The organism is Legionella lansingensis, from assembly GCF_900187355.1.
Lineage (GTDB): Bacteria > Pseudomonadota > Gammaproteobacteria > Legionellales > Legionellaceae > Tatlockia > Tatlockia lansingensis.
In genome coordinates this window covers 2,612,119-2,632,788 of record NZ_LT906451.1, presented here as the reverse complement: position 1 = coordinate 2,632,788, position 20,670 = coordinate 2,612,119, and the positions used below count along the sequence as shown (strand labels likewise).

Sequence of the window (20,670 nt, the reverse complement as noted above, 5' to 3'; positions counted from 1 at the left end):
TTTCTTAAGTATGCATTTCCGCATGCTAATAGTACAAGATTATCCTTAAGGAAACATTAAGGAATTTATTTTTTTATTTCTGCATTTGCACAGGACAAAACTTTTTTATTGCCGTTATTGCGAACAAAAAGCAATCTATATTCTTTGTGCAAACGATCGATCTGGGTTGCTTCGCTAGCGCTCGCAAAGACTTAATTTTTATCCTATAGCGCTTTTCTGCAGGCGGTTATAATGAGTAGACAAATAGAACTCTAAGAAGTAATCATGCCTATCCCATTAAATAAACATGCAAAAATTTGGGTTCACTGATGGAATCATTCCGGACAAAATTCATAATCGCCTCCTTTTCCAAAGAAAAGTTAGGCCTGATGATAGTCTTATATTTTTTATTAACGAAAAATGCTTGGCTGGTTCCAGCGACAAGATAAAAGAATTATCTGAGCATGGGGTTAAAATAAAAGTCATTGATGATTGTTTGTCTGACAAAAAAGATGATCCTTATCTTGTTACCCTTATTCAGAATATTCTTGGAAAGGTAAAGTTAACTAAGAATGCGAAGGATTCTGTTTTTGCTTCAGATCTTTTAAGAATGACGAATATGGTTCAAGACGAAGGGTTGTATTCAGATACAGATGTTTTTTTCCTAAACAAGAACGGTTCCCTAATCATTTCTACAACACACCTATTTGGCCATCATAACGATAAGACTGCCCCAGATATTCACATATTTGGTATAGATTCTTATACAAGAAAAAATTTTCATGCTTCCTTGGTTAGAAATCTAAAAGAATTTTATGGGGGCGAGCCGCCAAGTCCAAATGATGAACGACTTGTGATGATGCCTGGCATACATTTTTTAGATTTCTTAGAAGCATCAGGACATGGACATTTGGATTTTAATGAAACAAAAGACAACGTTTTATCTGGGTTAGATCAGACACATGCTGGAGGAGAGGAGAGATTGCATGATAATGCAATAAAGGATGAACTTTTGAAACAGGCTAAAGAAGCAGTAGAAAAAATCAACTTAGGAAACAAAATATAGGATATTCATTTGACAATCAAAACACCGATTTTTTTGTATGTCAAAAACAGCTCTCTTCGATTAAGATTTTCAATCCTAAAACAAAACCGAAGGCGGAATAAGAAATGAATCATTGGCAGACCTTGGCAGATATCCGTCGCGAATATGGTGAGTTATCGTTATCAGAAGAATCAGTAGCTGATTGCCCTATTGCGCAATTCAAACAATGGTTCGAGGAGGTCTTACCTGGAGAGACGACTGATCCCACAGCGATGGTTCTCTCCACTGTAGATGACAGAGGTTTCCCCGATTCGCGCGTTGTCTTGCTCAAAGGCTTAGAGCATGAGGCTTTTATTTTTTATACAAATTATCAAAGTACCAAGGCATTACAACTCGCTCATACGCCTTATGCCGCGCTAAATTTTTACTGGCCCGGGATGGCTCGCCAAGTTCGGATCCGCGGTCGAGTCAAACGTACCAGCAAAAAACAGTCCGATAACTATTTTTATTCACGACCACGAAGTAGTCAGTTAAGTGCTATCGTTTCCGTACAAAGTCAGGAGATTCCAGATAGAAGCAGCCTTGAAGAAGCGTTGAATAAGCTCATTGCAACATATGGACAAAAACCCCTACTACGTCCAAAACAGTGGGGTGGTTACCTTGTTATTCCAGATGAAATTGAATTTTGGCAAGGCCGCGATAACAGACTTCACGACAGAATCTTTTATTACAAGAAGAAGGGACAATGGGTTCATTGTCGATTGGCACCATAAATGCATTATGAATGAGAAACTCATTTGTTAAGCGATCACAGTCTAAGTAACAATTTTGTCAAGAAAGAGTAAAAAAGGGGCATTCAAAGGCACGAAGAGGTTCGTAGTCGTAGAATGAGGATTAATGAAGTGCTGGTTGGCTAAAAGGAAAAGCACTTTTAACTGAAAATAAAGATAGCGTATTGGAAGACGCTAGAAGGGGGTACCAAGATGAACGATACAACTTCGTTGTTACCAGACATAAAGCTACGCTTCAACATTGAACACCCAAATCTTGAAGAATGCTACGCTTATGGTTATGAGTGTGCCCTGGCTGAGATTGGTGAAGAAGCAAACCCATATCGCGAAGGCACTCAAGAATACGAACACTGGATTGAAGGTTGGTGGGCAGGATTTTATGGTGAAAAGCCTTTATTCGACCTTGCTGAATTAATGGTTACACAAGAGAAAAATGAAAAGAACGCTGCAAATGATCAGGTGTACCATTCTTTGGGAAATATGGTAAGTGCCAACTTTCTCACCAAGATGTTAAAAATTACTGGGGCGATTGCTGCCACCGCAGTTGTTGGCTACCAGGTTCTGGATTTGGTTGCATAGACTTATTCCAAGGTTAAAAATCACTAAGTCAGACCAAATGAAAAAGGGTAGGTGTGAACTTACCCTTTTTATTTACTCATCTGTAGTCTGGTTGACATCTAACGCAAACAGGAAATGTTCCTATTTAAATAATTTCAGTACCATTCCTTTCATTCTCGCTAATTCAGCGGGATTAAATTCTTTATAAATCGGGCTGCCAATATTTAGGCAAACGGTCACTTGTTCACCTATCCCTTTTAATAGATCGACGCCTGAAAGCATAAGTATGTTGATGTGGGTGCTGATATCTTGAGCCCATTTATCGAAATATTCCCTGCTCGTAAAGACAGGTAAAAAAAATTGTCCGTCTTGTTCGAAATAAAGGACTTCCGGTTGCTCAGGGTTTGAATTTTTATCAACAGGAATCATAAAATTTGCTTTGATAAATTCCAGGTAGGCTTTATTTGCTTCCACACTTCCTCCTGCAGAATCCAAAGCCTTTTTGATTGCTAACTCAAGTTCGTTCATTCGATGACCAAGTGAGAAAAACAAAAATTATACACAAGTGGAGTGAAAATTACTGCAGGGAAGCAAGGTGATCACAGATTCTGCAAAAGCTAGGGACGTTCCCTAAGTTCTATATGAGCAATGTGTTGAAATAATTAACGGTAACAGTATAATGTAGGTTGAATTTTGATAATTTAATGACCAGCCTACTGTTTTTTATGATTTATTCCAAATTCATCTAGGATGGAAACGGTAACGAGTAAGTTTATGAATATGTTAGCAATGTCTCAGAGTACAAAAGTAAATCGCGTTAATCAATTGGGTTTTGCTTGGCTTGTATGGGGATTAGCAGCAACTTTTTACTTTTCCGACTACATGGCGCGAGTAGCTCCAGGGGTTATGCACCGTAGTTTACAAATAGATTTTGGTATTAATGAAGCTGGCTTTGGTATTTTAACCGCTTCATTCTATGTCCCTTATATTTTAATGCAAATTCCAGTGGGCCTCACTGTTGACCGTTTGAGTATTCGTGCCATTCTTACGGTGATGTCATTAATTACTGCGCTTGGTTGTGGGGTATTCGGTTTGGCTGATGGTCTGGCTATGGCTTCGGTCGGACGAATGTTGATTGGTTTTAGTGCGGCATTCGCCTTTGTGAGTTCCTTGCGCTTGGCAACCTCCTGGTTTCCTCCTGTCATGCTGGGTTTATTGTCTGGTTTGACGCAAGCCTTAGGAATGTTAGGAGCAGCCGCAGGAGAAGCTCCTGTTTCATTTTTGGTAGCAAACGTTGGTTGGCGCCATAGCATGCTCATCATTGCCTTTTTGTTTATTGCCCTTGCCGGTCTTTTGTACCAATTTGTGCAAGATAAGCCAGGGGAAAAACGGCATGAAATGAAGAAAAGCGAAGGCGAAGTAAGATTAAGCATTCTTCGCAGCTTACGTATTATTCTTACTCATCGTCAAACTTGGTTGAATGCACTATATGCTGGATTTTTATTTGGTCCTACTGCCGTTATCGGTGAAGCTATTGGACCTGCTTATTTGCAATATGGACGAGGTTTAACAGCTCATGCGGCTGCATTTGCAACAGGTTTAATTTTCATTGGTTGGGGAATTAGCGGTCCTTTGTCAGGTTGGTTATCAGATAAAATGGGACGCAGAAAGCCATTGATGATACTTTCTGCTTTATTTGGTGTTGCATTAACTTCTATTTTTGTTTTTTATCCTCATATCGACAGAACACTGGCTTACGTTATCTTCTTCGTCTTTGGTATCACTAATACAGGCGTGGCTATTGCCTATGCTGTGTCAACGGAGATACATGAAAGTAATGTTATTGGTACGTCTATTGCCTTTACCAACATGATCTCCATTTTTGTGGGGGCTTTGATGCAACCATTGGTTGGTCGATTGGTGGATTTGGCCTCAGGTCCTCGAGCCTATAATGTTGAAACCCTGTTACTCTCAGATTTTCAGGCAGGTTTAAAAATCTTGCCTCTTTGCTCTCTGGTCGCTTTAATTTTGGCATTTACAGTCAAAGAAACTTACTGTAAGCCCATTCGCAAAGCATAACCCCAAACCAAGGGCTCCTCTGGTCATTAAGTTAATCGATTTCAAATCCCCGCGGGATCCATCATGTTAGTCTGGTATGGGTGCTGCGGTCTGATCCGGTTCTGGTCCGGGAGCGGTAGTGCGAGAATAGAAAAAATCCTTAACTTAATGACAGTTTAGCCAAGTCCTAAACAGATAATGATTTTTTCTCCGAATGTCTTTGCTAGTTAGTTAATCTCATGTTTTAATTAGGGGCGGTGCCTCTGTATATTTCTTTTTATTCAAGAGGCGAACACCTAACACGGAGATAATATGAAAAAATTCATAGGATTAGTGGTTATTCTAGCCGTCCTAGTCCTCGGCTCTTATTATGGTATGGGCTACCTTACTGAGCAAAAAGTGAAGGAAAGCCTCAATTTTGTGAATCGATCAGATGGGTTAGCTGCAACAATTGTCAAATATGACCGTGGCTGGTTCACGTCAACAGCAACATTGAATTGGCATATCCATATCCCTGAGCAAACGACTCAAACTAACGGTAAGACTGAGACTACTCCTGCGCAAGATTACAAGATGCAGATGCCAGTTACCATTTATCATGGCCCGGTTATCTTCTCGGATAAAGGTGTAAAATTTGGCTTAGGTTATGCGCATACTGCCCTGAAAATGCCGGCTGAATATACGCAACAGTTCAATACCTTATTTACCAGTGAATCCACAAGCCCAACCGTGGTTATCGATTTTTTTGTAAGTTATTTAGGCAATAGCAATGTCGATATGTCGGTGCCTGCATTTAAATTATTTGCAAAAGAAGGTAATGCAACATTTGAGTGGTTAGGGATGTCGACCTCAACTAATTTTTCTTCAGATCTCGACAAAGTAGGTGGCAACATTACCATTGATGGTTTGAGCTTCAAAAAAGATCAAGTGAACACCAAGATGTCAACCGTTACCAGTGAATATAATTTGCACAGAACTGATAAGGGTTTGTTCCTTGGTGATGCCAGTTTATCTTTTCCGTCTTTTGTCGTGATGGATAGTGATAAAAAGCTATTTGAACTGGGTCAGTTCGATATTCACTCAGATTCTGATATAGAGAATGGGTTATTTAACTCCCATTTTAAAACGTCTATTGAGAAAATTGTTGCAAATAACAAAACCTATGGTCCTGGAAGCCTGGAGGTTGCTATTCGTAATCTTGATGCAGATGCATTAGCTAGATTGAATGCGCAAGCTCAACAAGTGCAACAGGGTACAGAAGCCGAACGTCAACGTGCTATGTTGGCAATGTTGCCTGAGCTGCCGAAATTGTTTAGCAAAGGTGCTGAATTTGAAGTTACAGAGATGAATTTTGTAATGCCGCAAGGGACTATTGAAGGCAATTTGATGGTTTCATTGCCAAAAGGGGAAATGAGTAATCCATTTGAGATCATCCAAAGGGTTCAGGGTAATGGAAAGTTAAAGGTTCCTGCCGTTGTTGTGAAAGAACTCTTTACTGAATCCATCAAACAGAGAATGATGTCTCCACAAGGACAGCAAGATGATGGTGATAAACAAGGAATTACGCAACAAATACAGCCGCAGAATAGCACCGATGCTACGGCTCAGGCAGCGGCTAATTCCAGTGATGTGTCACAACAGGCTGTTGCCCTTGCTGATAAGCAATTGGCTACTTTGGTGCAAAATGGTGTACTGGCCCAGCAAGGAAGTGACTATATTGTTGAGGTTAGCCTCAATCAGGGTCAATTCACCATCAATGGGAAGCCCTATAGCCCTGAAATGATGAAATTCTAATAAGTTTAAGGAAAAGATTATCGAGATGAGCCTGGTTCGCTGGGCTCACGACTAATTCCTGATTTTTAAAATAATTTTACAAAGTCTAGACTTGCCATGGATTAGCCGATTCGGTAACATGCTCGTTTTTAAAGGAGGAGTTAAGAATAATGACAACAATCAGTAATGAAGCTGGGGATGCAACGATGTCACTGGCTGAGAGTGTCACTCAATCAGTGCAGAAATACTTTGCCGAGCTCAAGGGAACTGATCCTGTTGATCTGTACCAATTTGTCCTTGAAGAAGTTGAGACACCTTTGTTTCGTGCTGTAATGGAGCATTGCAAATACAATCAATCTCGTGCAGCAATTATGCTTGGAATCAGTCGAGGTACATTGAGGACTAAGTTACGTCGTTACTTCGATGACAAGTATGTTGGTACTAGAGATTAATTTTTTGCTCGGCACAAGATAAAGGGAAGAAATCATCTTCCCTTTTTTATTTGAATTAAAAAGTAACAAGATTTTAAGATTCCCTCTGATCTATTACATTAAAAAAGCTCAAACTTGTTATGAGATCTTATCGACAAACATTGAACTTACAGATTCCTCAACATTCACGCGCTTAATGGCTTGAGCAAGCATATCAGCCAAGCTAACTACTCTGATTTTTTGGCAATGTTTTGCGGCTTCAGAAAGAGGAATTGTGTCGGTGACAACAACCTCGTCCAAGGCAGAATTTGTTATGTTCTCTACCGCTGGTCCTGATAAAACTGGATGGGTAATATATGCTCTAACACTGATCGCGCCATTGCGTTTTAATTCCTGAGCAGCTGAACAGAGCGTGCCGGCAGTATCCACAATATCATCGACGATAATACAGTGTCTGCCTGCTGGCTCACCAATAATATGCATTACTTGGGCTTTGTTTGGGCCGCTACGACGTTTATCGATGATCGACAAATCCGCATCGTTCAATTGTTTAGCCATTGCTCTTGCACGCACCACCCCACCTACATCTGGTGATACGACCATGAGATTGGAAAAATTTTGCTGCTTGATGTCCTCAAACAAAATAGGTGTGGAGTATACGTTATCCACAGGCATATAGAAAAAGCCTTGAATCTGATCAGCATGAAGGTCTACGGTTAGCATACGGCAAATCCCGACAGAGGCCATCATGTCGGCGACAACTTTAGCAGTGATTGGAACACGTGCGGAACGAACTCGGCGGTCTTGGCGTGCATAACCAAAATAGGGTACAACCGCGGTAATTCGACCAGCAGACGACCGTCTCAATGCATCTGCCATGATTAATAGTTCCATCAAATTGTCATTTGTTGGCGAACAGGTCGATTGAATAATAAATATGTCGCGACCACGAACATTTTCGAGGATTTCAACCATGGTTTCGCCATCGCTGAAGGTCCCAACTGTTGCTTGTCCAATGGGGATCTGCAAGTGAGAGGCTATTTTAAGTGCAAGCTCTGGATTAGCATTGCCGGTAAAGATCATCATCGTTGACATGTGCAAAAAACCTTTGATTTGAGTTTACTCAGGTAACTTAAACACATAGCAGAAGACAGCCAGTAAGATATAATTATTATTTGAGCGATCCGGTGAACGCATCCTTTCCGGGTATCTTCTGCCGTCTGTTTACTTGAATCAACAAGATTGTGGCTGGGGTGCTAGGATTCGAACCTAGGTATGCAGGGATCAAAACCCTGTGCCTTACCGCTTGGCGACACCCCAATAAGTTGTAGATTCGTTTATCATCCATGAACATGCATTGCTGCAAACGTGCGTATTTTGCAAACTATTTATAGCCTTGTCAAACATTTTATGTGGCGAACATTGTACTATATCATCGATTTAATTTTGATAGGGAAAAAAGCTTCTTTTTAATTATGCCTTATAGAATGTTTGATGCAAAAAATAAGGATACCCAAGCTGACCAAAGTAGCTTGGGTAACAGGTATAATATTAGATCTTCCAGCGTTTGATGACAAATTTGATAAAGACTCCATTGCCTTGTAATCTTATCAAGCTAGGTAGAGCCACGTTGCCTATCGTTTTATATTGACCATATTCAATCGTGTAGCCTCCTTGCCGTAAGACTAATAAGTGATTGGCAGAATCGCGCTTGGCAGATTGAATATTACCAGGTGCAGGAAGCCCCCTTACCCAATAATATAAGTTGTTCACTGGCAACCGGATTCCTGTTTCTTTTTTAAGCAATTCATCTGCATTTGATGAAGAAGCAGACTTGGGCCCGTCACGATAGGTTACAACGCCTCCTTGTTTATTAATAATTACTGTTCCACTACCCAGAGGGCCAAATAATCTAATCTGATATTGCCCAAGGCCACGTTGCATCCAATTTACAGAAGCGTTCCAACCTTTATTTTTACTACGGGCAGCCATGGCGCCGGAGATTTCCCAAGAGGAAATAGCGGCGGCTGAAGCTGTAGCGGCACTCTTTGTTGCTTCTGCTGTTGTGGACGTGGATGGTGTAGCTGCAATTCCTGTTGTTTTATTGGTTGTTTGAGCTGTGGTCTCAGTTTTGCCAGTATCTGTTGTACCTGGCACTGGATTAGCAGCGTTACTTCCTGAGAAGTTAGATGGTACCTCCATTCCTGGACGAGGGGCACAAGCAGCTAGTAGAAGGAATGAACAGAATAAAGTCGATTTAATAGCAGTCATTGCATCTCCTAATTCCATTTATCGTGGGGTTTCCATCTTATAATAGTCTGCAAGTTGGAAATTTTCCTGTTCGTGAGGAAAAAGGTTTTATCAGAGCAGTATACTCAAGAAACTTCAAAATGCTAGATGAGCTATCGCTTTTTATGACTACGACGCTTTAAAAACTCGCAATAGGACTAGCTATTACTTGCTTTTTAAAGCGTCGTAGTCATAAAAATCAAGTTGCCCAAAAACTAGCATTTTGAAGTTTCTTGAGTATAGTTTTTCGAGGCACAATACGGTAGACTGCCAGAAATTGCAATTTGTTGCTTAATACAATGAAACATAAAGTAATCTATCCAGGTACCTTCGATCCGGTTACTAATGGTCATGTTGATATTATCACACGTGCCTCGAAAATATTTCCTGAATTAGTGGTTGCAGTGGCGAGTAATGAGACTAAAGGTCCTTATTTTCCTTTAGAAACCCGAATTGAACTTATTAAACAATCTTTAGGGAATTTGCCGGGTGTGGTAGTACTTGGCTTCGATTGTTTGCTCATTGATTTTGTGCACCAACAAAAGGCAGGAATTATTTTACGCGGCTTACGGGCTGTCAATGATTTTGAATATGAATTCCAACTCGCGGGGATGAATCGTAAACTTTCAAAGGATATCGAAACCTTATTTTTAACACCATCAGAGCAAGTATTGTTTATTTCATCCACGTTAGTGCGAGAAATTGCCCAGCTTGGCGGTGATGTATCGCAGTTTGTGCCCCCCCCTGTAGTACGTGCTTTCCAGCAGCGGCAACACAAATCTGTATGAGCATGCTTAAATTTATACTTTTCTTTTTGCTAATTGTCTCTAGTATTCATGCCCATGATCGCTTTGGACCACCTCCTGGTTACGCTGTAGCCACTGCTCATCCTTTGGCAACCAATGCTGGTTTAGAAATTCTTGCTGCTGGTGGCAATGCTTTCGATGCAGCTGTGGCTGTTAGCGCGGTACTTGCTGTAGTGGAGCCTTATCACTCAGGTTTGGGAGGTGGTGGTTTCTGGTTGCTCCATTTAGAGAAAGAGAAAAAAAATGTTTTTATTGATGGTCGTGAAGTAGCTCCTCTGGCTGCTCACAGAGATATGTTTCTGGGTTCTGATGGCAATCCTGTGCCAGGTCTTTCTTTAAATGGTGGATTAGCTGCGGCCATTCCGGGAGAACCAGCGGCCCTTGTATACATTGCAAAACACTACGGCCGCTTACCTTTGAAGGAATCTCTTGCCCCCGCTATTCGTCTTGCGGAAGAGGGTTTTATTGTCGATCATCAATTTAATTATTTTTCAACGATGGATGATCGTTTGCAGCTGTTACGACGCTTCCCAGACACGGCAGCCGTTTTTCTTAATAGTGGGCGAGCCTATCAAATTGGCGAGCGTCTGCGGCAACCAGATTTGGCTAGAACATTGCGGTTATTAGTTGAGCAAGGTCATGATGGTTTTTATAAGGGTAAGGTTGCTGAGCAACTTGTAAAAGCGGTACGTGCGGCTGGAGGCATCTGGACTCTAGACGATCTTGCTTGCTATCAGATTAAGGTTCGTGAACCTTTGCAAGGTGCTTATCACAACATGTTAATTATTACCGCACCTCCTCCTTCTGCTGGCGGTGTAGCTCTAATTACGATGTTAAATATTTTATCAGCTTATCCTCTGCAAGCATTTTCGAAAGCGCAATGGGTGCATTATCTTACTGAAGCGATGCGCTTAGTATATTGGCAACGAGAACAAGCATTGGGAGATCCTGATTTTATCAAAATACCTCTTGAGAGACTTTTATCGGCTGAGAATGCAAAACAACTAAGAAGCCTAATTTTGAAGGATAGAGCTACTCCTGATCTCGGAGGGAAAGAAATCACTAAACTAAGAAATGACAATACTAGTCATATATCAATTATCGATAAAGAGGGCAACCGTGTTTCCGCAACGATGACAGTGAATTTCATATTTGGTTCCAGTGTAATAGCGGCTGGAACTGGGGTGTTACTCAATGACGAGATGGATGATTTTTCTGCAAAGCCTGGAGCAAGGAATGTTTTTGGTCTGGTCGGGAGTGAAAAAAATAGTATTGCTCCTGGAAAAAGACCGGTTTCAAGCATGACGCCGACGTTCTTGGAAATGCCCGGTCGGGTTGCTATTGTTGGAACACCTGGAGGTAGTCGCATACCAACGATGGTCTTACTTGCTTCATTAGTTTTTAACAATTATCAAGGGGCGATATCCATGGTATCTGCGATGCGCTTTCATCATCAATACATACCTGACTGGCTACAATTCGAACCGGAGACGTTTTCTCCTGCGTTACAAGCCGAACTTAAGAAAATGGGCTACAAATTAATGGCCCTAAAACAATACTACGGCGATATGCAAGCCATCACTTGGGATAAGGAAAATAATATCCTCACTGCAGCCTCTGATCCCAGACATATTGGTTTAGCAGCTGCTATTACCCTGAATTCCACTGGATATGGTTTCAATTATTGATTGTTTGTGGATGTTTTCCCGCTAACTCTTCAATCGCTGTATGAACTCGCTGAACGAGCTCATCCTTATTTTCCTGAGTGTATTGAGAGGCATCTATGGGTTGTCCAATGTGCACTTCGGCTGTTTGATTAATGTTAAATTGAGTGGTTCTTGCTGGCAAAATGTTATAGGCTCCGCGGATACCGATGGGAATAATGGTTGCCTTTGCCTCAATTGCGGTAATAAATCCTCCTTTCTTAAAGGCCGCAAGTTGCCCATCTTTCGAGCGAGTGCCTTCAGGCGCTATCCACATAACAATGCCACTTTCCAGTAGTTTACGGACAGCCTTCAAATCTTTGATAGCCTGAAGTCGATTTTTACGATCAATGAAAGGAAATTCTGCAGCTTGCATCCCTTTTCCCATAAGGGGGATTTTGGACAATTCTTTTTTAGCAAGCATGCGAATGGAGTGATTCGGAAAGGCTTTAAAGCTAATGGGGATATCATAGAGGCTACTATGATTGCACATGATAATTGTTGCTTCCCCTGGTTTAGGTTCGATCTTATGGGGGTTTATAATTTTGCATTTGACTCCAACCAGGTTGAGCAGGTGATTGGTCCAGGCATGAATGGTTTTGTCGACCCATGCTCGATTCGTTGTGCCTGTGAGATGTCTTAAGGTGGAACAAAGACAGTAAAAGGCAGTATAGAGAGCGGATAATAAAATTATCCATTGAGTGCGCAACTTGCTTATTTTCATTCGGTTCGATAAATAAAATTAAAATATGAAGAATAATACTTCATGTTTATAGGCTTTCACAGTAAAAGTGCGAGCTTTCACCATCAGGACAACCTCTTGCATAACCGCATCTTTTATTTTATTGCTGCGTTATCAATGTTTCTGCGGTGCTCATTTACTTCATGTAAACTCTGCTCCTCGAAACATTGATGCCTTGCACTCAAATAAAATCTACCGGTTATGCAAGAGGTCTAATGAAGGTTGACAATGAGGGCAAAAGGCAGAACTACGCCCTGCTATGATGGCTACTTCAATGATATGATGACAATGGAAACAAGGAAGATTTTTTCTACCATATACCTTTAAATCCTGGGAAAAATAACCCGGTTTACCATCAACCGAAAAAAAATCACGTAGTGTTGTTCCTCCAGCGATGATTGCTTTCTCTAGAACACGCTTGATTTGATAAACAAGCTTAGCAACTTGTTTAGCTTGTAGACTTCCAGCTGGGGTTTGCGGATGAATGCCTGCAAAAAATAAACTCTCGGTTGCATAAATATTACCCACACCTGCCACAATATCACTACGCATAATAAAAGATTTAATATTTTGCCGTTTTCTAAAAGCCTTTTGACTTAAATAATCTGCATGAAATGCCTCAGAAAGTGGCTCTGGTCCTAAGTGGTTTAAAAGAGGATACTGATAGGGATCACCCGTGAAATATTGCCAAAGACCAAATCGTCGTGGGTCATTGTAACGAAGCATGTAGCCATCCTCTAATAGCAAATCAATATGATCATGTGCTCCAACAACATCGTCTGTTTGTATTAATCGCAGATGACCAGACATCCCCAGATGAATTAACAGATGGCCACTTGTTAACTGTAACAATAAATATTTGGCACGCCGTATTACAGCTTTGACCTTTTGACCTGAACAGAGATCATTTAATGGGGGAACAGCTAGACGTAGCTGCAGCTGTCTAACGACGATATTTTTGATGGCTTTACCCACGAGGAAGGGTGCTATGCCGCGTCTTGTTGTTTCGACTTCAGGTAATTCAGGCATTAATCTTTGTCACTATGTTCAATAATACGCCCTTTGGCTATCTCTTTTTTGGCGCTCGGGAAAAGAAAGTGTTTCACCACGGCAATTAACCACAGAATACCCCCTATAACAAGACCCCATATCAGTACATATGAGAATAGGATAAATAAAGCGATGATTAATGCGATTGCAATCCCTGCAATTAAGAAAGGAATGATTTGTTGAAATAAAGGCTCTAATGTTTTGTTGCTCATATGTTGTCCCTATGTGGAAAACCACTAGCTAGCCAGCATGTTATTTAAATTATCGTTCACAACCGTAGGTGATGCAATGCGAATTGTGCAATTTGTGATATGATATAAGCAATGTTCTTGTGAATTTATCGCCAGGGAACATTACTATGATTTTATTTAATTGGGGAGTAACCATATGATTTATGGTGTTCTAAATCTGTCTTTCTGGGGTTATGTGTTAGCAATATTGATACTAACGCAAATTACTATCGCCGCTGTTACTATTTATCTACATCGTCATCAAACACATCGCGCCTTAACATTGCACCCAATTATTAGTCATTTTTTTCGTTTCTGGTTGTGGTTGACTACCGGTATGATCACGGCTGAATGGGTAGCCATCCATCGCAAGCATCATGCAACGACGGATGTGGAAGGTGACCCACATAGTCCCAAGGTCTTGGGTTTGAAAAAGGTTTTTTGGGAAGGAGCTGAATTATATAGGGAGGCAGCTAAAGATAAGGAAATGATTGCCAAATACTCTCATGGAACACCTAATGATTGGATTGAAAGAAATCTCTACTCCCGCTTCTCCGCAAAAGGTATTTTGTTAATGTTTATTATTGACCTCGTGCTTTTTGGCTTACCCGGTATTACCGTTTGGGCCTTGCAGATGCTGTGGATTCCTTTGCATGCAGCCGGAGTAGTCAATGGTATCGGACACCATTGGGGCTACAGAAATTTTGAATGCCCTGATGCTGCAACCAACGTCTTTCCCTTTGGATTTTGGATAGGTGGTGAGGAGCTACACAACAATCACCATACATTTGCCTCTTCAGCAAAATTTTCCGTAAAATGGTGGGAATTTGATCTTGGTTGGTTATATATTCGCTGTTTATCCTTTTTAGGATTAGCCAAGGTTAAAAAACTACCACCGAAATTAGCAAGAGAAGAAGGTAAACTTCATGTTGATCTCGAAACGGTAAAAGCTGTAGTAAGCAATCGCTTCCAAGTTATGTCCCAGTATTATAAGCGAGTTGTCCGCCCTATTTTGAAGCTTGAAAAACGTGCCGCATCGGTCAAAAGAGAAAAGCATCTTTTCCAAAAAGCAGGACGTCTATTGCGCTTGCAGGAGAGTTTGCTAACTCCACGGGCAAGGGCGCGTCTGCAAACACTTCTGGCCAGTCGAGAGCAATTACGTCTTGTCTATACGTTTCGCCAATCATTGCAAAATATTTGGTTAAAAACAGCAAGTTCACAAAAAGAATTGGTAGAGGCGTTGCAGCAATGGTGTAAGCAAGCTGAGGAGTCTGGATTAGACGTGTTAAGACAATTCGCCCAGCAAATAAAAGCTTATGTTCCCCACCCCGTAAAAATTTAGGGTCTGAACACAATGGGTGGAGGTGGGCAAACCATAGCATCAATTTGACTGCTAGACTTATAATGCTGACATGGTAAAGTTGACATTCAGCTACTTTTGCTTTGAAGTGATAGTTCCCAATCACATGATCTTTAAGGAGATGTTATTTATGGAAAAGACGGCCGTTGTTACTGGAGGAACAGGTGGGATTGGTACAGCTATTTGTCAACGTTTAGCTGCTGAGTATCAGGTAATTGCTTGCTATTTTAAAGGTGGGAATCATGAAGAAGCGAAACGCTGGCAATTAGCACAGAGAGCCGCAGGTTTTGAGATTGATATTGTCTACGCTGATATCGCTCATTTTCCAGATTGTGAAAAATTAGCATCTCTCATTCTTGAAAAATATAATCATATTGATGTCTTAGTGAATAATGCGGGGATCACTGTTGATACCAGCTTAAAAAAAATGAGTCCTCAACAATGGCAGGCTGTTATTGATGCCAACTTGACCAGCGTATTTAATGTAACTCGTAATATTCTGCCAGCAATGTTAGAAAAAGGTTATGGACGAATTATTAACATTTCATCCATTAATGGACGAAAAGGGCAATTTGGTCAATGTAACTATTCAGCTTCCAAAGCCGCCCTTTTTGGATTCACAAAAAGTTTAGCCCAAGAAGTGGCTTCTAAAGGTATTACAGTTAACACTATCTCCCCAGGGTATATTGAAACGCCAATGTTGGCAGGAGTGAAGGAAGAGGTTTTACAAAACATCATTGCTCATATTCCTGTCGGACGACTGGGTACACCTAAAGAAATTGCAGATGCTGTCGCTTTTTTAGCTAGCCCCTCCTCAGGATTTATTACAGGTGCTAACTTAGACGTAAATGGCGGCCAATACATGTAGTGTAGTGTCTTAAAAACTTTAGTGTCTGGTTTAAACAGGGAACAGGATGCAAAAAGAAAAAGTAGTGTTGATTACTGGCGGTACAGGTGATATCGGTACTGCCATCGTTAAGCAATTAAGACCCTTGTATGGCCATATCATCGCACTCGATATTGTTTCTAAACCTCAAGCTGCTTTATGGGAGGCTGAATTAGGTCAGGACAATGGTCACAATATCTATTATCGTCAGATGGATGTTTCTAACTTTGATGAATGCAAAGTGGTTATTGAAGAGATTATTGCTGACTTCGGACGTGTTGACGTATTGATCAATAATGCCGGCATTACTAAAGACGCTGTATTTTCTAAAATGACTAAGCAACAATGGGATGATGTCTTAAGGGTCAATTTAGATAGCATGTTTAATGTCACTCATCAGGTTGTTGAACAAATGCGTAGCCAAGGAAGCGGGCGAATTATCAATATTTCCTCAGTCAACGCACAAAAAGGGCAGTTTTCTCAAACCAACTATGCTGCTTCTAAGGCGGGGATTTATGGTTTTACCAAAAGCCTTGCGCAGGAACTTATGTCCAAAAATATTACTGTCAATAGCATTTCCCCTGGGTATGTCAATACTCGCTTGATGAAGGGTATAAGACCAGATATTTTGGAGGCGATCATTGAGCTAATTCCAGCTAAGCGTTTGGCTGAGCCAGAAGAGATCGCTTGGGTTGTTGAATTCCTAATCGATGAGAGAAGCCGTTATATCACCGGCGCAAACTTAAGTATTAATGGTGGCTTACATATGTATTAAAACGTAGGTTGGGCCAAGGCCCAACCTACGCTTCCCACATCCTCATTTAGAAAGTGGATAGAGAGAGCACACAGCCCAAGCAAAAATAAACCAGCAAAAAAGCATTGAGAGAATATGGCAAGATTGATAAAGAAGTATAAGAACCGCAGATTGTATGATACCGAAAAAAGCCAATACATTACTGTTGAGGAATTGCAACACTATGTGGTTCAAGGGTTACCTTTTAAAGTTGAGGATTCCACAACAGGAAAGGATATAACCAATGCCACCTTGTTACAAATTTTGGTAGAAATGGAAAGCGGCGCTACACAATTCCTATCACCTGAAATCCTGCGTCAACTAATCACCTTCGCTAACCACCCAATGAGTCAATCGTTTAAATCTGTCTTAGAGCAGATGTTCGCCAATATGCAAAAGCTACTACAGACAAACCCTTATTTAAATGACTATAAAAAAGCTACAAATCTTTGGAACGAACAAATGCAACAGCTCTTTAAGCAATGGCAAGGATTTTTTTAGGATCTTCTCTTCGTTGCAAATGAAATCTGTTTTCAATGTTGCATCGCAAAAAAAAATCACATAAGCTCTTGACACGTATAGTGAAAAGATACTAATCTATTATTGTGCAGTGCAACATATCGGAGAAATAAGATGACACAAGCATACTTTGAGAAGTGGAGCGAAGTAGCAAAAAAAATGCAAGAACCTTTTCAAGCTATCGCCGAACTGAATGTAAAAACCATGCAAAGTTTAAATTACCTAAAACCTGAGGAATTGACCAACGTCAAGAAGCCCGAGGAGCTGGTAGAGAAACAAATTCATTTGGCAATAGAGAATGGCCATAAGGCTTTAGATTATTTGCAAAAATCATTTCAAATCATTGAAAAAACCATGCTTGCTTTGGTACAAGAAGTAAAAAATAAATCAGATATAAAGAAATAGTTTCCTCTGTTAGTGGCAAAAAGACTACCACGTTGTTTGTGGTAGTCTTTTTTATTGGTTTATTAATTATCCTGCTTCCATGACGATTTCCAAACGGTGGTTAACCACGCTTTAGCCGCGGGGCTTATGTTTTCATCCACTAATGCTGCTTGATAAATCTCTTCCCTCATTACACTAGAATCTCCACACATCTCATCCATTAAATCATTCCACTGTTGCAGGATTTTAGAAGAGCAATTTTCTTTCGCCTGCGCCAAGATACTATAAATTCGTTTTTTATAGTAACTATCGATGGCTTTATCTAACCAATCAACATGCTTAGGTGAAAGCAAATGATCTTCTCCAATCTGCCCTTGCTTGAATCCTTTTTCCCAGATTGCACGCTTAAGTTCGGCAAAATGTCTTCCATACAAGCTATTGACCATTTCCATACAGCGCTTGCCAATAGACTGAGCCACTTCAGAGGCGGGATCATCATCTAAGTGTAAAGTTATTTTATCAACTAGCGCCGCCCATTCTTTTTCGAACTGTTGTTTTTCCGCTTCTCGGGTTTTTAATTCCCTCTCAAAGCTTACATAGTCTTTGAGCTCTTCAGGGCTAAGTACTTTGCCTGCCCATGATTTTTCTAATTCTTGCGTCATTTGAAATACCTCGATTGATTCAATAATTGTTTTCCAAGGAATGGATTTATCTTGATTACAATCGGCAATAATCCGTCTTAATGTTTGGCTAGCTTCTTTTAGACTCTTCGCTTTCTCTTCCAAATAAGCGGCTTGCAGCGAAAAATTATCAAGGATATTTTGCTGCTTGTCGAGCAAGGTTTTGATTTCTCCCAATTTAAAGCCAAAGAACTTCAACGCGATAATTTGCTGTAATTTTGATAAATCGCTTTCGGAGTACAAACGATAGCCATTCTCGAGTCTGATACTGGGCGTAAGTAATCCCAAGGCATCATAGTGGTGCAAAGCACGCACAGAGACTTTGGTTATTTGACTTAACTCTTTAACAAACCACTGGGTCATCGTTTTTCCTCCTTACTGCAAAGGCTAAGCTATGACGCAACGTAAGGGTCAAGCATTTTTTCAAAAAGGGTTTATCTTATTATTTTATTTAAAACTCAATCTTCAAGTTTTCTAATTAACAAATCAAAAAAAACGAATTACCGTGGCTTGACCACGGTAATTCGGTGTTCTAAAGAGTCAAGCAATTAGTTCTTCAGTCACTTCAGTTTCTTTTAAAGATGGTGTCACAAGGTCATCAAGGCTTGTTTGTGGCGCAGTTACTAAATTTGATTCAGTGGTCTCTTTATATGTTTTATGTACATACTTTCCAGGTGCATCCATAATGGCTTTGAACGGTAATTGCCTAAAATCTGGAGCAGGGATGAATTCGCCAGATTGCTGTTCAAGCCAACTTAACCATTCTGGCCACCAAGAACCAGGGTGGTGGGTAGCTTTCGCCAACCATTCGTCAGCAGTTTGGTTTGTACTTAGATTGCGGTAAAAACCATATTTCTCCGAGGGAGGTGAATTAACAATGCCGGCAATATGTCCTGAACCCCCTAATAGAAAGCGTTTTTTTCCCTTCATTGCTTGAAAACCTCGGTATGTCGTTTTCCATGGCGCAATATGATCTTTCTGTGTAGAGACAAAAAAAGTTGGTACATTGATCTGACTAACATCTAATGGCACATGGTTTAACTGGATTTTCCCAGGTTTGATTAGATTATTATGGAGATACATCCAGCGCAGATATTGAGAGTGCATTTTTGCAGGCATGTTCGTAGCATCGGCATTCCAGTACAAAATGTCAAAGGGTACTGGATTTTTGCCCTGCAAATAATTTTTAATGAAAAACGACCAAACCAAGTCATTTGCTCTTAAAGAGTTAAATGTGCTCGCCATAAAACGGCCATCTAAAAACCCCTTGGTATGCATTTCCTCTTCAATACGACGAATTTGCTGTTCATCAATAAAAACAGAGATATCACCTGGATCACTGAAATCAATCATCGATGCCAAAAAGGTTGCACTATGAATAGGATTTTCTTTTAGTGCCTTTAAATAAGCCAACATGCACGCGTTAAGAGTACCTCCAATACAAAAACCAAGAGTATTCACCTGTTCTACATGAAGCTGTTTTCGGATGACCTCAACGGCAGTCAGAGGGCCTTCTTTAAGATAATCATAAAGCCCTTTTTTCGCATAACTTGCATCAGGGTTAACCCAAGAGATAATAAACACGGTGATCCCTTGTTTTACAAGCCAAGCAGCTAAAGAATTATGAGGGCTTAAATCTAGAATGTAGTACTTATTAATCCACGGGGGTATGATTAGCAGCGGAATGCTTCTTACGTGATCCGTCTGCGGTGTGAATTGAATAAGCTCCATCATGTCGTTGCGATAAATAACTTTCCCTGGAGTTGTCGCAATATTTTCACCGATTTTAAACGCATCCATATCCGTCATCTTGATGATTAAACGTGATGAACCTGATTCCATATCTGTTAATAGATTTTGCAAACCAAGCAATAAATTTTTACCGTTACTTTGAATGGTTTCGGCCATTAATTGCGGATTTGTATGTAAAAAATTAGCAGGAGACAAGGCATCAAGGTATTGTCTGGCAAAAAATTGCACCCTTTTGGCAAGTTGTTTATCACCGTAATCCAAATGCTCTAGAAGTGAATTGAAGTGTTCACTGGCTAACAAATAATGTTGACTGAGTAAGTTAAAAAACGGGTTATTCACCCACTCTTCACTGCTAAAACGACGATCTTCAATAGGCATTGGCGTCCCTTCAAGCCAGTGATTGAATTGCTCCTGCGCTAAACTTAGAGCATCTTGCCAATAAGCCATTTGCATTTGCCACACTTGTTCCGGATTTTTTAGAATAACGGCTAACAATGTTTGGAAATCCGTTGTTAAATCAATAAACTGCTTGATTAAGGCAGGTACTTGCACAGGTTGCTGTCTTAAACCATCCAATAGCTGAAGACTTTTTAAGGCAACGGAGTGCATGAGATCCCTAAGTTCTGTATCCTGAGTCATCCGAGCTCCTACAGGGGTGAGTTGCTCACCTATTTTTATAGTTATTACTTAGCTTAGCAAGCAGTGAATGAAAAAAAGTAATCGTAGGTTGTGCCTTGGCCCAACAAACCCGGAAAATGTTGGGCGGCCAAGGCCCAACCTACATTCCATTACAAGCAATTCTTCTCCTACGGACTGCTTGTAGGTTACAATTCCGCCAATT

At 40.6% G+C, this 20,670-nt stretch carries 21 protein-coding genes and 1 tRNA gene; 13 read left to right on the top strand and 9 right to left on the bottom strand.

Annotated elements, in window-relative coordinates; translation table 11 throughout:
• Nucleotides 1-286 precede the first annotated feature (286 nt).
• The 3 genes from CKV79_RS12080 to CKV79_RS12070 all read left to right on the top strand — a co-directional run bounded on the left by CKV79_RS12080 (nt 287) and on the right by CKV79_RS12070 (nt 2,394).
• Entirely contained in the window at nt 287-1,045 is a 759-nt protein-coding gene (locus CKV79_RS12080; RefSeq protein WP_028372629.1) for a hypothetical protein, read from the top strand.
• A 104-nt stretch (nt 1,046-1,149) separates the two neighbouring features.
• Nucleotides 1,150-1,797, top strand: a complete 648-nt coding sequence (gene pdxH / locus CKV79_RS12075; RefSeq protein WP_028372628.1) for a pyridoxamine 5'-phosphate oxidase — start codon at nt 1,150-1,152, stop codon at nt 1,795-1,797.
• Between the two features lie 210 nt (nt 1,798-2,007).
• Nucleotides 2,008-2,394: a hypothetical protein gene (locus CKV79_RS12070; RefSeq protein WP_028372627.1), complete on the top strand. Its 387-nt coding sequence runs from the start codon at nt 2,008-2,010 to the stop codon at nt 2,392-2,394.
• A gap of 120 nt (nt 2,395-2,514) precedes the next feature.
• Here the strand turns inward: CKV79_RS12070 and CKV79_RS12065 are convergent, their stop codons facing one another.
• Entirely contained in the window at nt 2,515-2,901 is a 387-nt protein-coding gene (locus tag CKV79_RS12065; protein ID WP_028372626.1) for an SseB family protein, read from the bottom strand.
• Between the two features lie 246 nt (nt 2,902-3,147).
• Between CKV79_RS12065 and CKV79_RS12060 the strand changes: the two genes are divergently transcribed.
• The 3 genes from CKV79_RS12060 to fis all read left to right on the top strand — a co-directional run bounded on the left by CKV79_RS12060 (nt 3,148) and on the right by fis (nt 6,656).
• Nucleotides 3,148-4,452, top strand: a complete 1,305-nt coding sequence (locus tag CKV79_RS12060) for an MFS transporter (RefSeq protein WP_028372625.1) — start codon at nt 3,148-3,150, stop codon at nt 4,450-4,452.
• A gap of 291 nt (nt 4,453-4,743) precedes the next feature.
• Nucleotides 4,744-6,225, top strand: coding sequence for a YdgA family protein (locus CKV79_RS12055; RefSeq protein WP_028372624.1), 1,482 nt, complete (start codon nt 4,744-4,746; stop codon nt 6,223-6,225).
• A 149-nt stretch (nt 6,226-6,374) separates the two neighbouring features.
• Nucleotides 6,375-6,656: a DNA-binding transcriptional regulator Fis gene (gene fis, locus CKV79_RS12050; RefSeq protein WP_028372623.1), complete on the top strand. Its 282-nt coding sequence runs from the start codon at nt 6,375-6,377 to the stop codon at nt 6,654-6,656.
• Between the two features lie 117 nt (nt 6,657-6,773).
• Here fis and CKV79_RS12045 read toward each other — a convergent pair whose 3' ends face one another.
• The 3 genes from CKV79_RS12045 to lolB all read right to left on the bottom strand — a co-directional run bounded on the left by CKV79_RS12045 (nt 6,774) and on the right by lolB (nt 8,906).
• A complete protein-coding gene (locus CKV79_RS12045; protein ID WP_028372622.1) occupies nt 6,774-7,730 on the bottom strand; it encodes a ribose-phosphate pyrophosphokinase in 957 nt (318 codons plus the stop codon).
• 150 nt (nt 7,731-7,880) lie between these two features.
• Nucleotides 7,881-7,955 (bottom strand) — tRNA-Gln (locus CKV79_RS12035).
• 231 nt (nt 7,956-8,186) lie between these two features.
• Complete coding sequence (gene lolB, locus CKV79_RS12030) at nt 8,187-8,906, bottom strand: lipoprotein insertase outer membrane protein LolB (RefSeq protein ID WP_028372621.1); 720 nt, start codon at nt 8,904-8,906, stop codon at nt 8,187-8,189.
• 317 nt (nt 8,907-9,223) lie between these two features.
• On the opposite strand from lolB, the gene coaD reads away from it, so the two are divergent.
• Nucleotides 9,224-9,712 (top strand): pantetheine-phosphate adenylyltransferase, encoded by a 489-nt coding sequence (gene coaD, locus CKV79_RS12025; RefSeq protein WP_028372620.1) that lies wholly within the window; start codon nt 9,224-9,226, stop codon nt 9,710-9,712.
• A complete protein-coding gene (ggt, locus tag CKV79_RS12020; protein WP_028372619.1) occupies nt 9,709-11,418 on the top strand; it encodes a gamma-glutamyltransferase in 1,710 nt (569 codons plus the stop codon). Before coaD ends, ggt begins: the two co-directional genes overlap by 4 nt.
• Here ggt and CKV79_RS12015 read toward each other — a convergent pair.
• From CKV79_RS12015 to CKV79_RS12005, 3 genes are all read right to left on the bottom strand, one after another.
• Nucleotides 11,408-12,157, bottom strand: a complete 750-nt coding sequence (locus tag CKV79_RS12015; protein ID WP_028372618.1) for a lysophospholipid acyltransferase family protein — start codon at nt 12,155-12,157, stop codon at nt 11,408-11,410. The two genes, ggt and CKV79_RS12015, sit on opposite strands and share 11 nt — an antisense overlap.
• 210 nt (nt 12,158-12,367) lie before the next feature.
• Complete coding sequence (gene mutM / locus CKV79_RS12010; protein ID WP_028372617.1) at nt 12,368-13,204, bottom strand: bifunctional DNA-formamidopyrimidine glycosylase/DNA-(apurinic or apyrimidinic site) lyase; 837 nt, start codon at nt 13,202-13,204, stop codon at nt 12,368-12,370.
• Nucleotides 13,204-13,437: a hypothetical protein gene (locus CKV79_RS12005; protein ID WP_028372616.1), complete on the bottom strand. Its 234-nt coding sequence runs from the start codon at nt 13,435-13,437 to the stop codon at nt 13,204-13,206. Before CKV79_RS12005 ends, mutM begins: the two co-directional genes overlap by 1 nt.
• Nucleotides 13,438-13,612: 175 nt before the next feature.
• Here CKV79_RS12005 and CKV79_RS12000 point away from each other — a divergent pair, with 175 nt between their 5' ends.
• From CKV79_RS12000 to CKV79_RS11980, 5 genes are all read left to right on the top strand, one after another.
• Complete coding sequence (locus CKV79_RS12000) at nt 13,613-14,797, top strand: DesA family fatty acid desaturase (RefSeq protein WP_028372615.1); 1,185 nt, start codon at nt 13,613-13,615, stop codon at nt 14,795-14,797.
• Nucleotides 14,798-14,945: 148 nt separating this feature from the next.
• Nucleotides 14,946-15,683, top strand: coding sequence for an acetoacetyl-CoA reductase (gene phbB / locus CKV79_RS11995; RefSeq protein ID WP_028372614.1), 738 nt, complete (start codon nt 14,946-14,948; stop codon nt 15,681-15,683).
• 46 nt (nt 15,684-15,729) lie between these two features.
• A complete protein-coding gene (gene phbB / locus CKV79_RS11990; RefSeq protein WP_028372613.1) occupies nt 15,730-16,476 on the top strand; it encodes an acetoacetyl-CoA reductase in 747 nt (248 codons plus the stop codon).
• A 114-nt stretch (nt 16,477-16,590) separates the two neighbouring features.
• Nucleotides 16,591-16,995 carry a polyhydroxyalkanoate synthesis regulator DNA-binding domain-containing protein gene (locus CKV79_RS11985; RefSeq protein ID WP_028372612.1) on the top strand — a complete coding sequence of 135 codons (405 nt, stop codon included), beginning with the start codon at nt 16,591-16,593 and terminating at the stop codon, nt 16,993-16,995.
• Nucleotides 16,996-17,127: 132 nt separating this feature from the next.
• The gene (locus tag CKV79_RS11980; RefSeq protein ID WP_028372611.1) at nt 17,128-17,418 is read left to right on the top strand and encodes a phasin family protein; all 291 of its coding nucleotides are present in this window, start codon (nt 17,128-17,130) and stop codon (nt 17,416-17,418) included.
• 62 nt (nt 17,419-17,480) lie between these two features.
• Here CKV79_RS11980 and CKV79_RS11975 read toward each other — a convergent pair whose 3' ends face one another.
• Both CKV79_RS11975 and CKV79_RS11970 read right to left on the bottom strand, forming a co-directional pair.
• A complete protein-coding gene (locus CKV79_RS11975) occupies nt 17,481-18,440 on the bottom strand; it encodes a MerR family transcriptional regulator (protein ID WP_028372610.1) in 960 nt (319 codons plus the stop codon).
• A gap of 177 nt (nt 18,441-18,617) precedes the next feature.
• Complete coding sequence (locus CKV79_RS11970) at nt 18,618-20,468, bottom strand: PHA/PHB synthase family protein (protein ID WP_081778034.1); 1,851 nt, start codon at nt 20,466-20,468, stop codon at nt 18,618-18,620.
• Nucleotides 20,469-20,670: the final 202 nt, after the last annotated feature.

Excerpts from the sequence above, each read along its gene's own strand:
- CKV79_RS12070 (WP_028372627.1), top strand. The coding sequence starts at position 2,008 with ATGAACGATACAACTTCGTTGTTACCAGACATAAAGCTACGCTTCAAC.
- CKV79_RS12005 (WP_028372616.1), bottom strand. The coding sequence starts at position 13,437 with ATGAGCAACAAAACATTAGAGCCTTTATTTCAACAAATCATTCCTTTC.
- mutM (WP_028372617.1), bottom strand. The coding sequence starts at position 13,204 with ATGCCTGAATTACCTGAAGTCGAAACAACAAGACGCGGCATAGCACCC.
- CKV79_RS12015 (WP_028372618.1), bottom strand. The coding sequence starts at position 12,157 with ATGAAAATAAGCAAGTTGCGCACTCAATGGATAATTTTATTATCCGCT.
- pdxH (WP_028372628.1), top strand. The coding sequence starts at position 1,150 with ATGAATCATTGGCAGACCTTGGCAGATATCCGTCGCGAATATGGTGAG.
- phbB (WP_028372614.1), top strand. The coding sequence starts at position 14,946 with ATGGAAAAGACGGCCGTTGTTACTGGAGGAACAGGTGGGATTGGTACA.
- CKV79_RS11975 (WP_028372610.1), bottom strand. The coding sequence starts at position 18,440 with ATGACCCAGTGGTTTGTTAAAGAGTTAAGTCAAATAACCAAAGTCTCT.
- phbB (WP_028372613.1), top strand. The coding sequence starts at position 15,730 with ATGCAAAAAGAAAAAGTAGTGTTGATTACTGGCGGTACAGGTGATATC.
- CKV79_RS12000 (WP_028372615.1), top strand. The coding sequence starts at position 13,613 with ATGATTTATGGTGTTCTAAATCTGTCTTTCTGGGGTTATGTGTTAGCA.
- CKV79_RS12045 (WP_028372622.1), bottom strand. The coding sequence starts at position 7,730 with ATGTCAACGATGATGATCTTTACCGGCAATGCTAATCCAGAGCTTGCA.
- coaD (WP_028372620.1), top strand. The coding sequence starts at position 9,224 with ATGAAACATAAAGTAATCTATCCAGGTACCTTCGATCCGGTTACTAAT.
- CKV79_RS11985 (WP_028372612.1), top strand. The coding sequence starts at position 16,591 with ATGGCAAGATTGATAAAGAAGTATAAGAACCGCAGATTGTATGATACC.
- CKV79_RS11980 (WP_028372611.1), top strand. The coding sequence starts at position 17,128 with ATGACACAAGCATACTTTGAGAAGTGGAGCGAAGTAGCAAAAAAAATG.
- CKV79_RS12055 (WP_028372624.1), top strand. The coding sequence starts at position 4,744 with ATGAAAAAATTCATAGGATTAGTGGTTATTCTAGCCGTCCTAGTCCTC.
- CKV79_RS12065 (WP_028372626.1), bottom strand. The coding sequence starts at position 2,901 with ATGAACGAACTTGAGTTAGCAATCAAAAAGGCTTTGGATTCTGCAGGA.
- CKV79_RS12080 (WP_028372629.1), top strand. The coding sequence starts at position 287 with ATGCAAAAATTTGGGTTCACTGATGGAATCATTCCGGACAAAATTCAT.
- lolB (WP_028372621.1), bottom strand. The coding sequence starts at position 8,906 with ATGACTGCTATTAAATCGACTTTATTCTGTTCATTCCTTCTACTAGCT.
- ggt (WP_028372619.1), top strand. The coding sequence starts at position 9,709 with ATGAGCATGCTTAAATTTATACTTTTCTTTTTGCTAATTGTCTCTAGT.
- fis (WP_028372623.1), top strand. The coding sequence starts at position 6,375 with ATGACAACAATCAGTAATGAAGCTGGGGATGCAACGATGTCACTGGCT.
- CKV79_RS12060 (WP_028372625.1), top strand. The coding sequence starts at position 3,148 with ATGAATATGTTAGCAATGTCTCAGAGTACAAAAGTAAATCGCGTTAAT.
- CKV79_RS11970 (WP_081778034.1), bottom strand. The coding sequence starts at position 20,468 with ATGACTCAGGATACAGAACTTAGGGATCTCATGCACTCCGTTGCCTTA.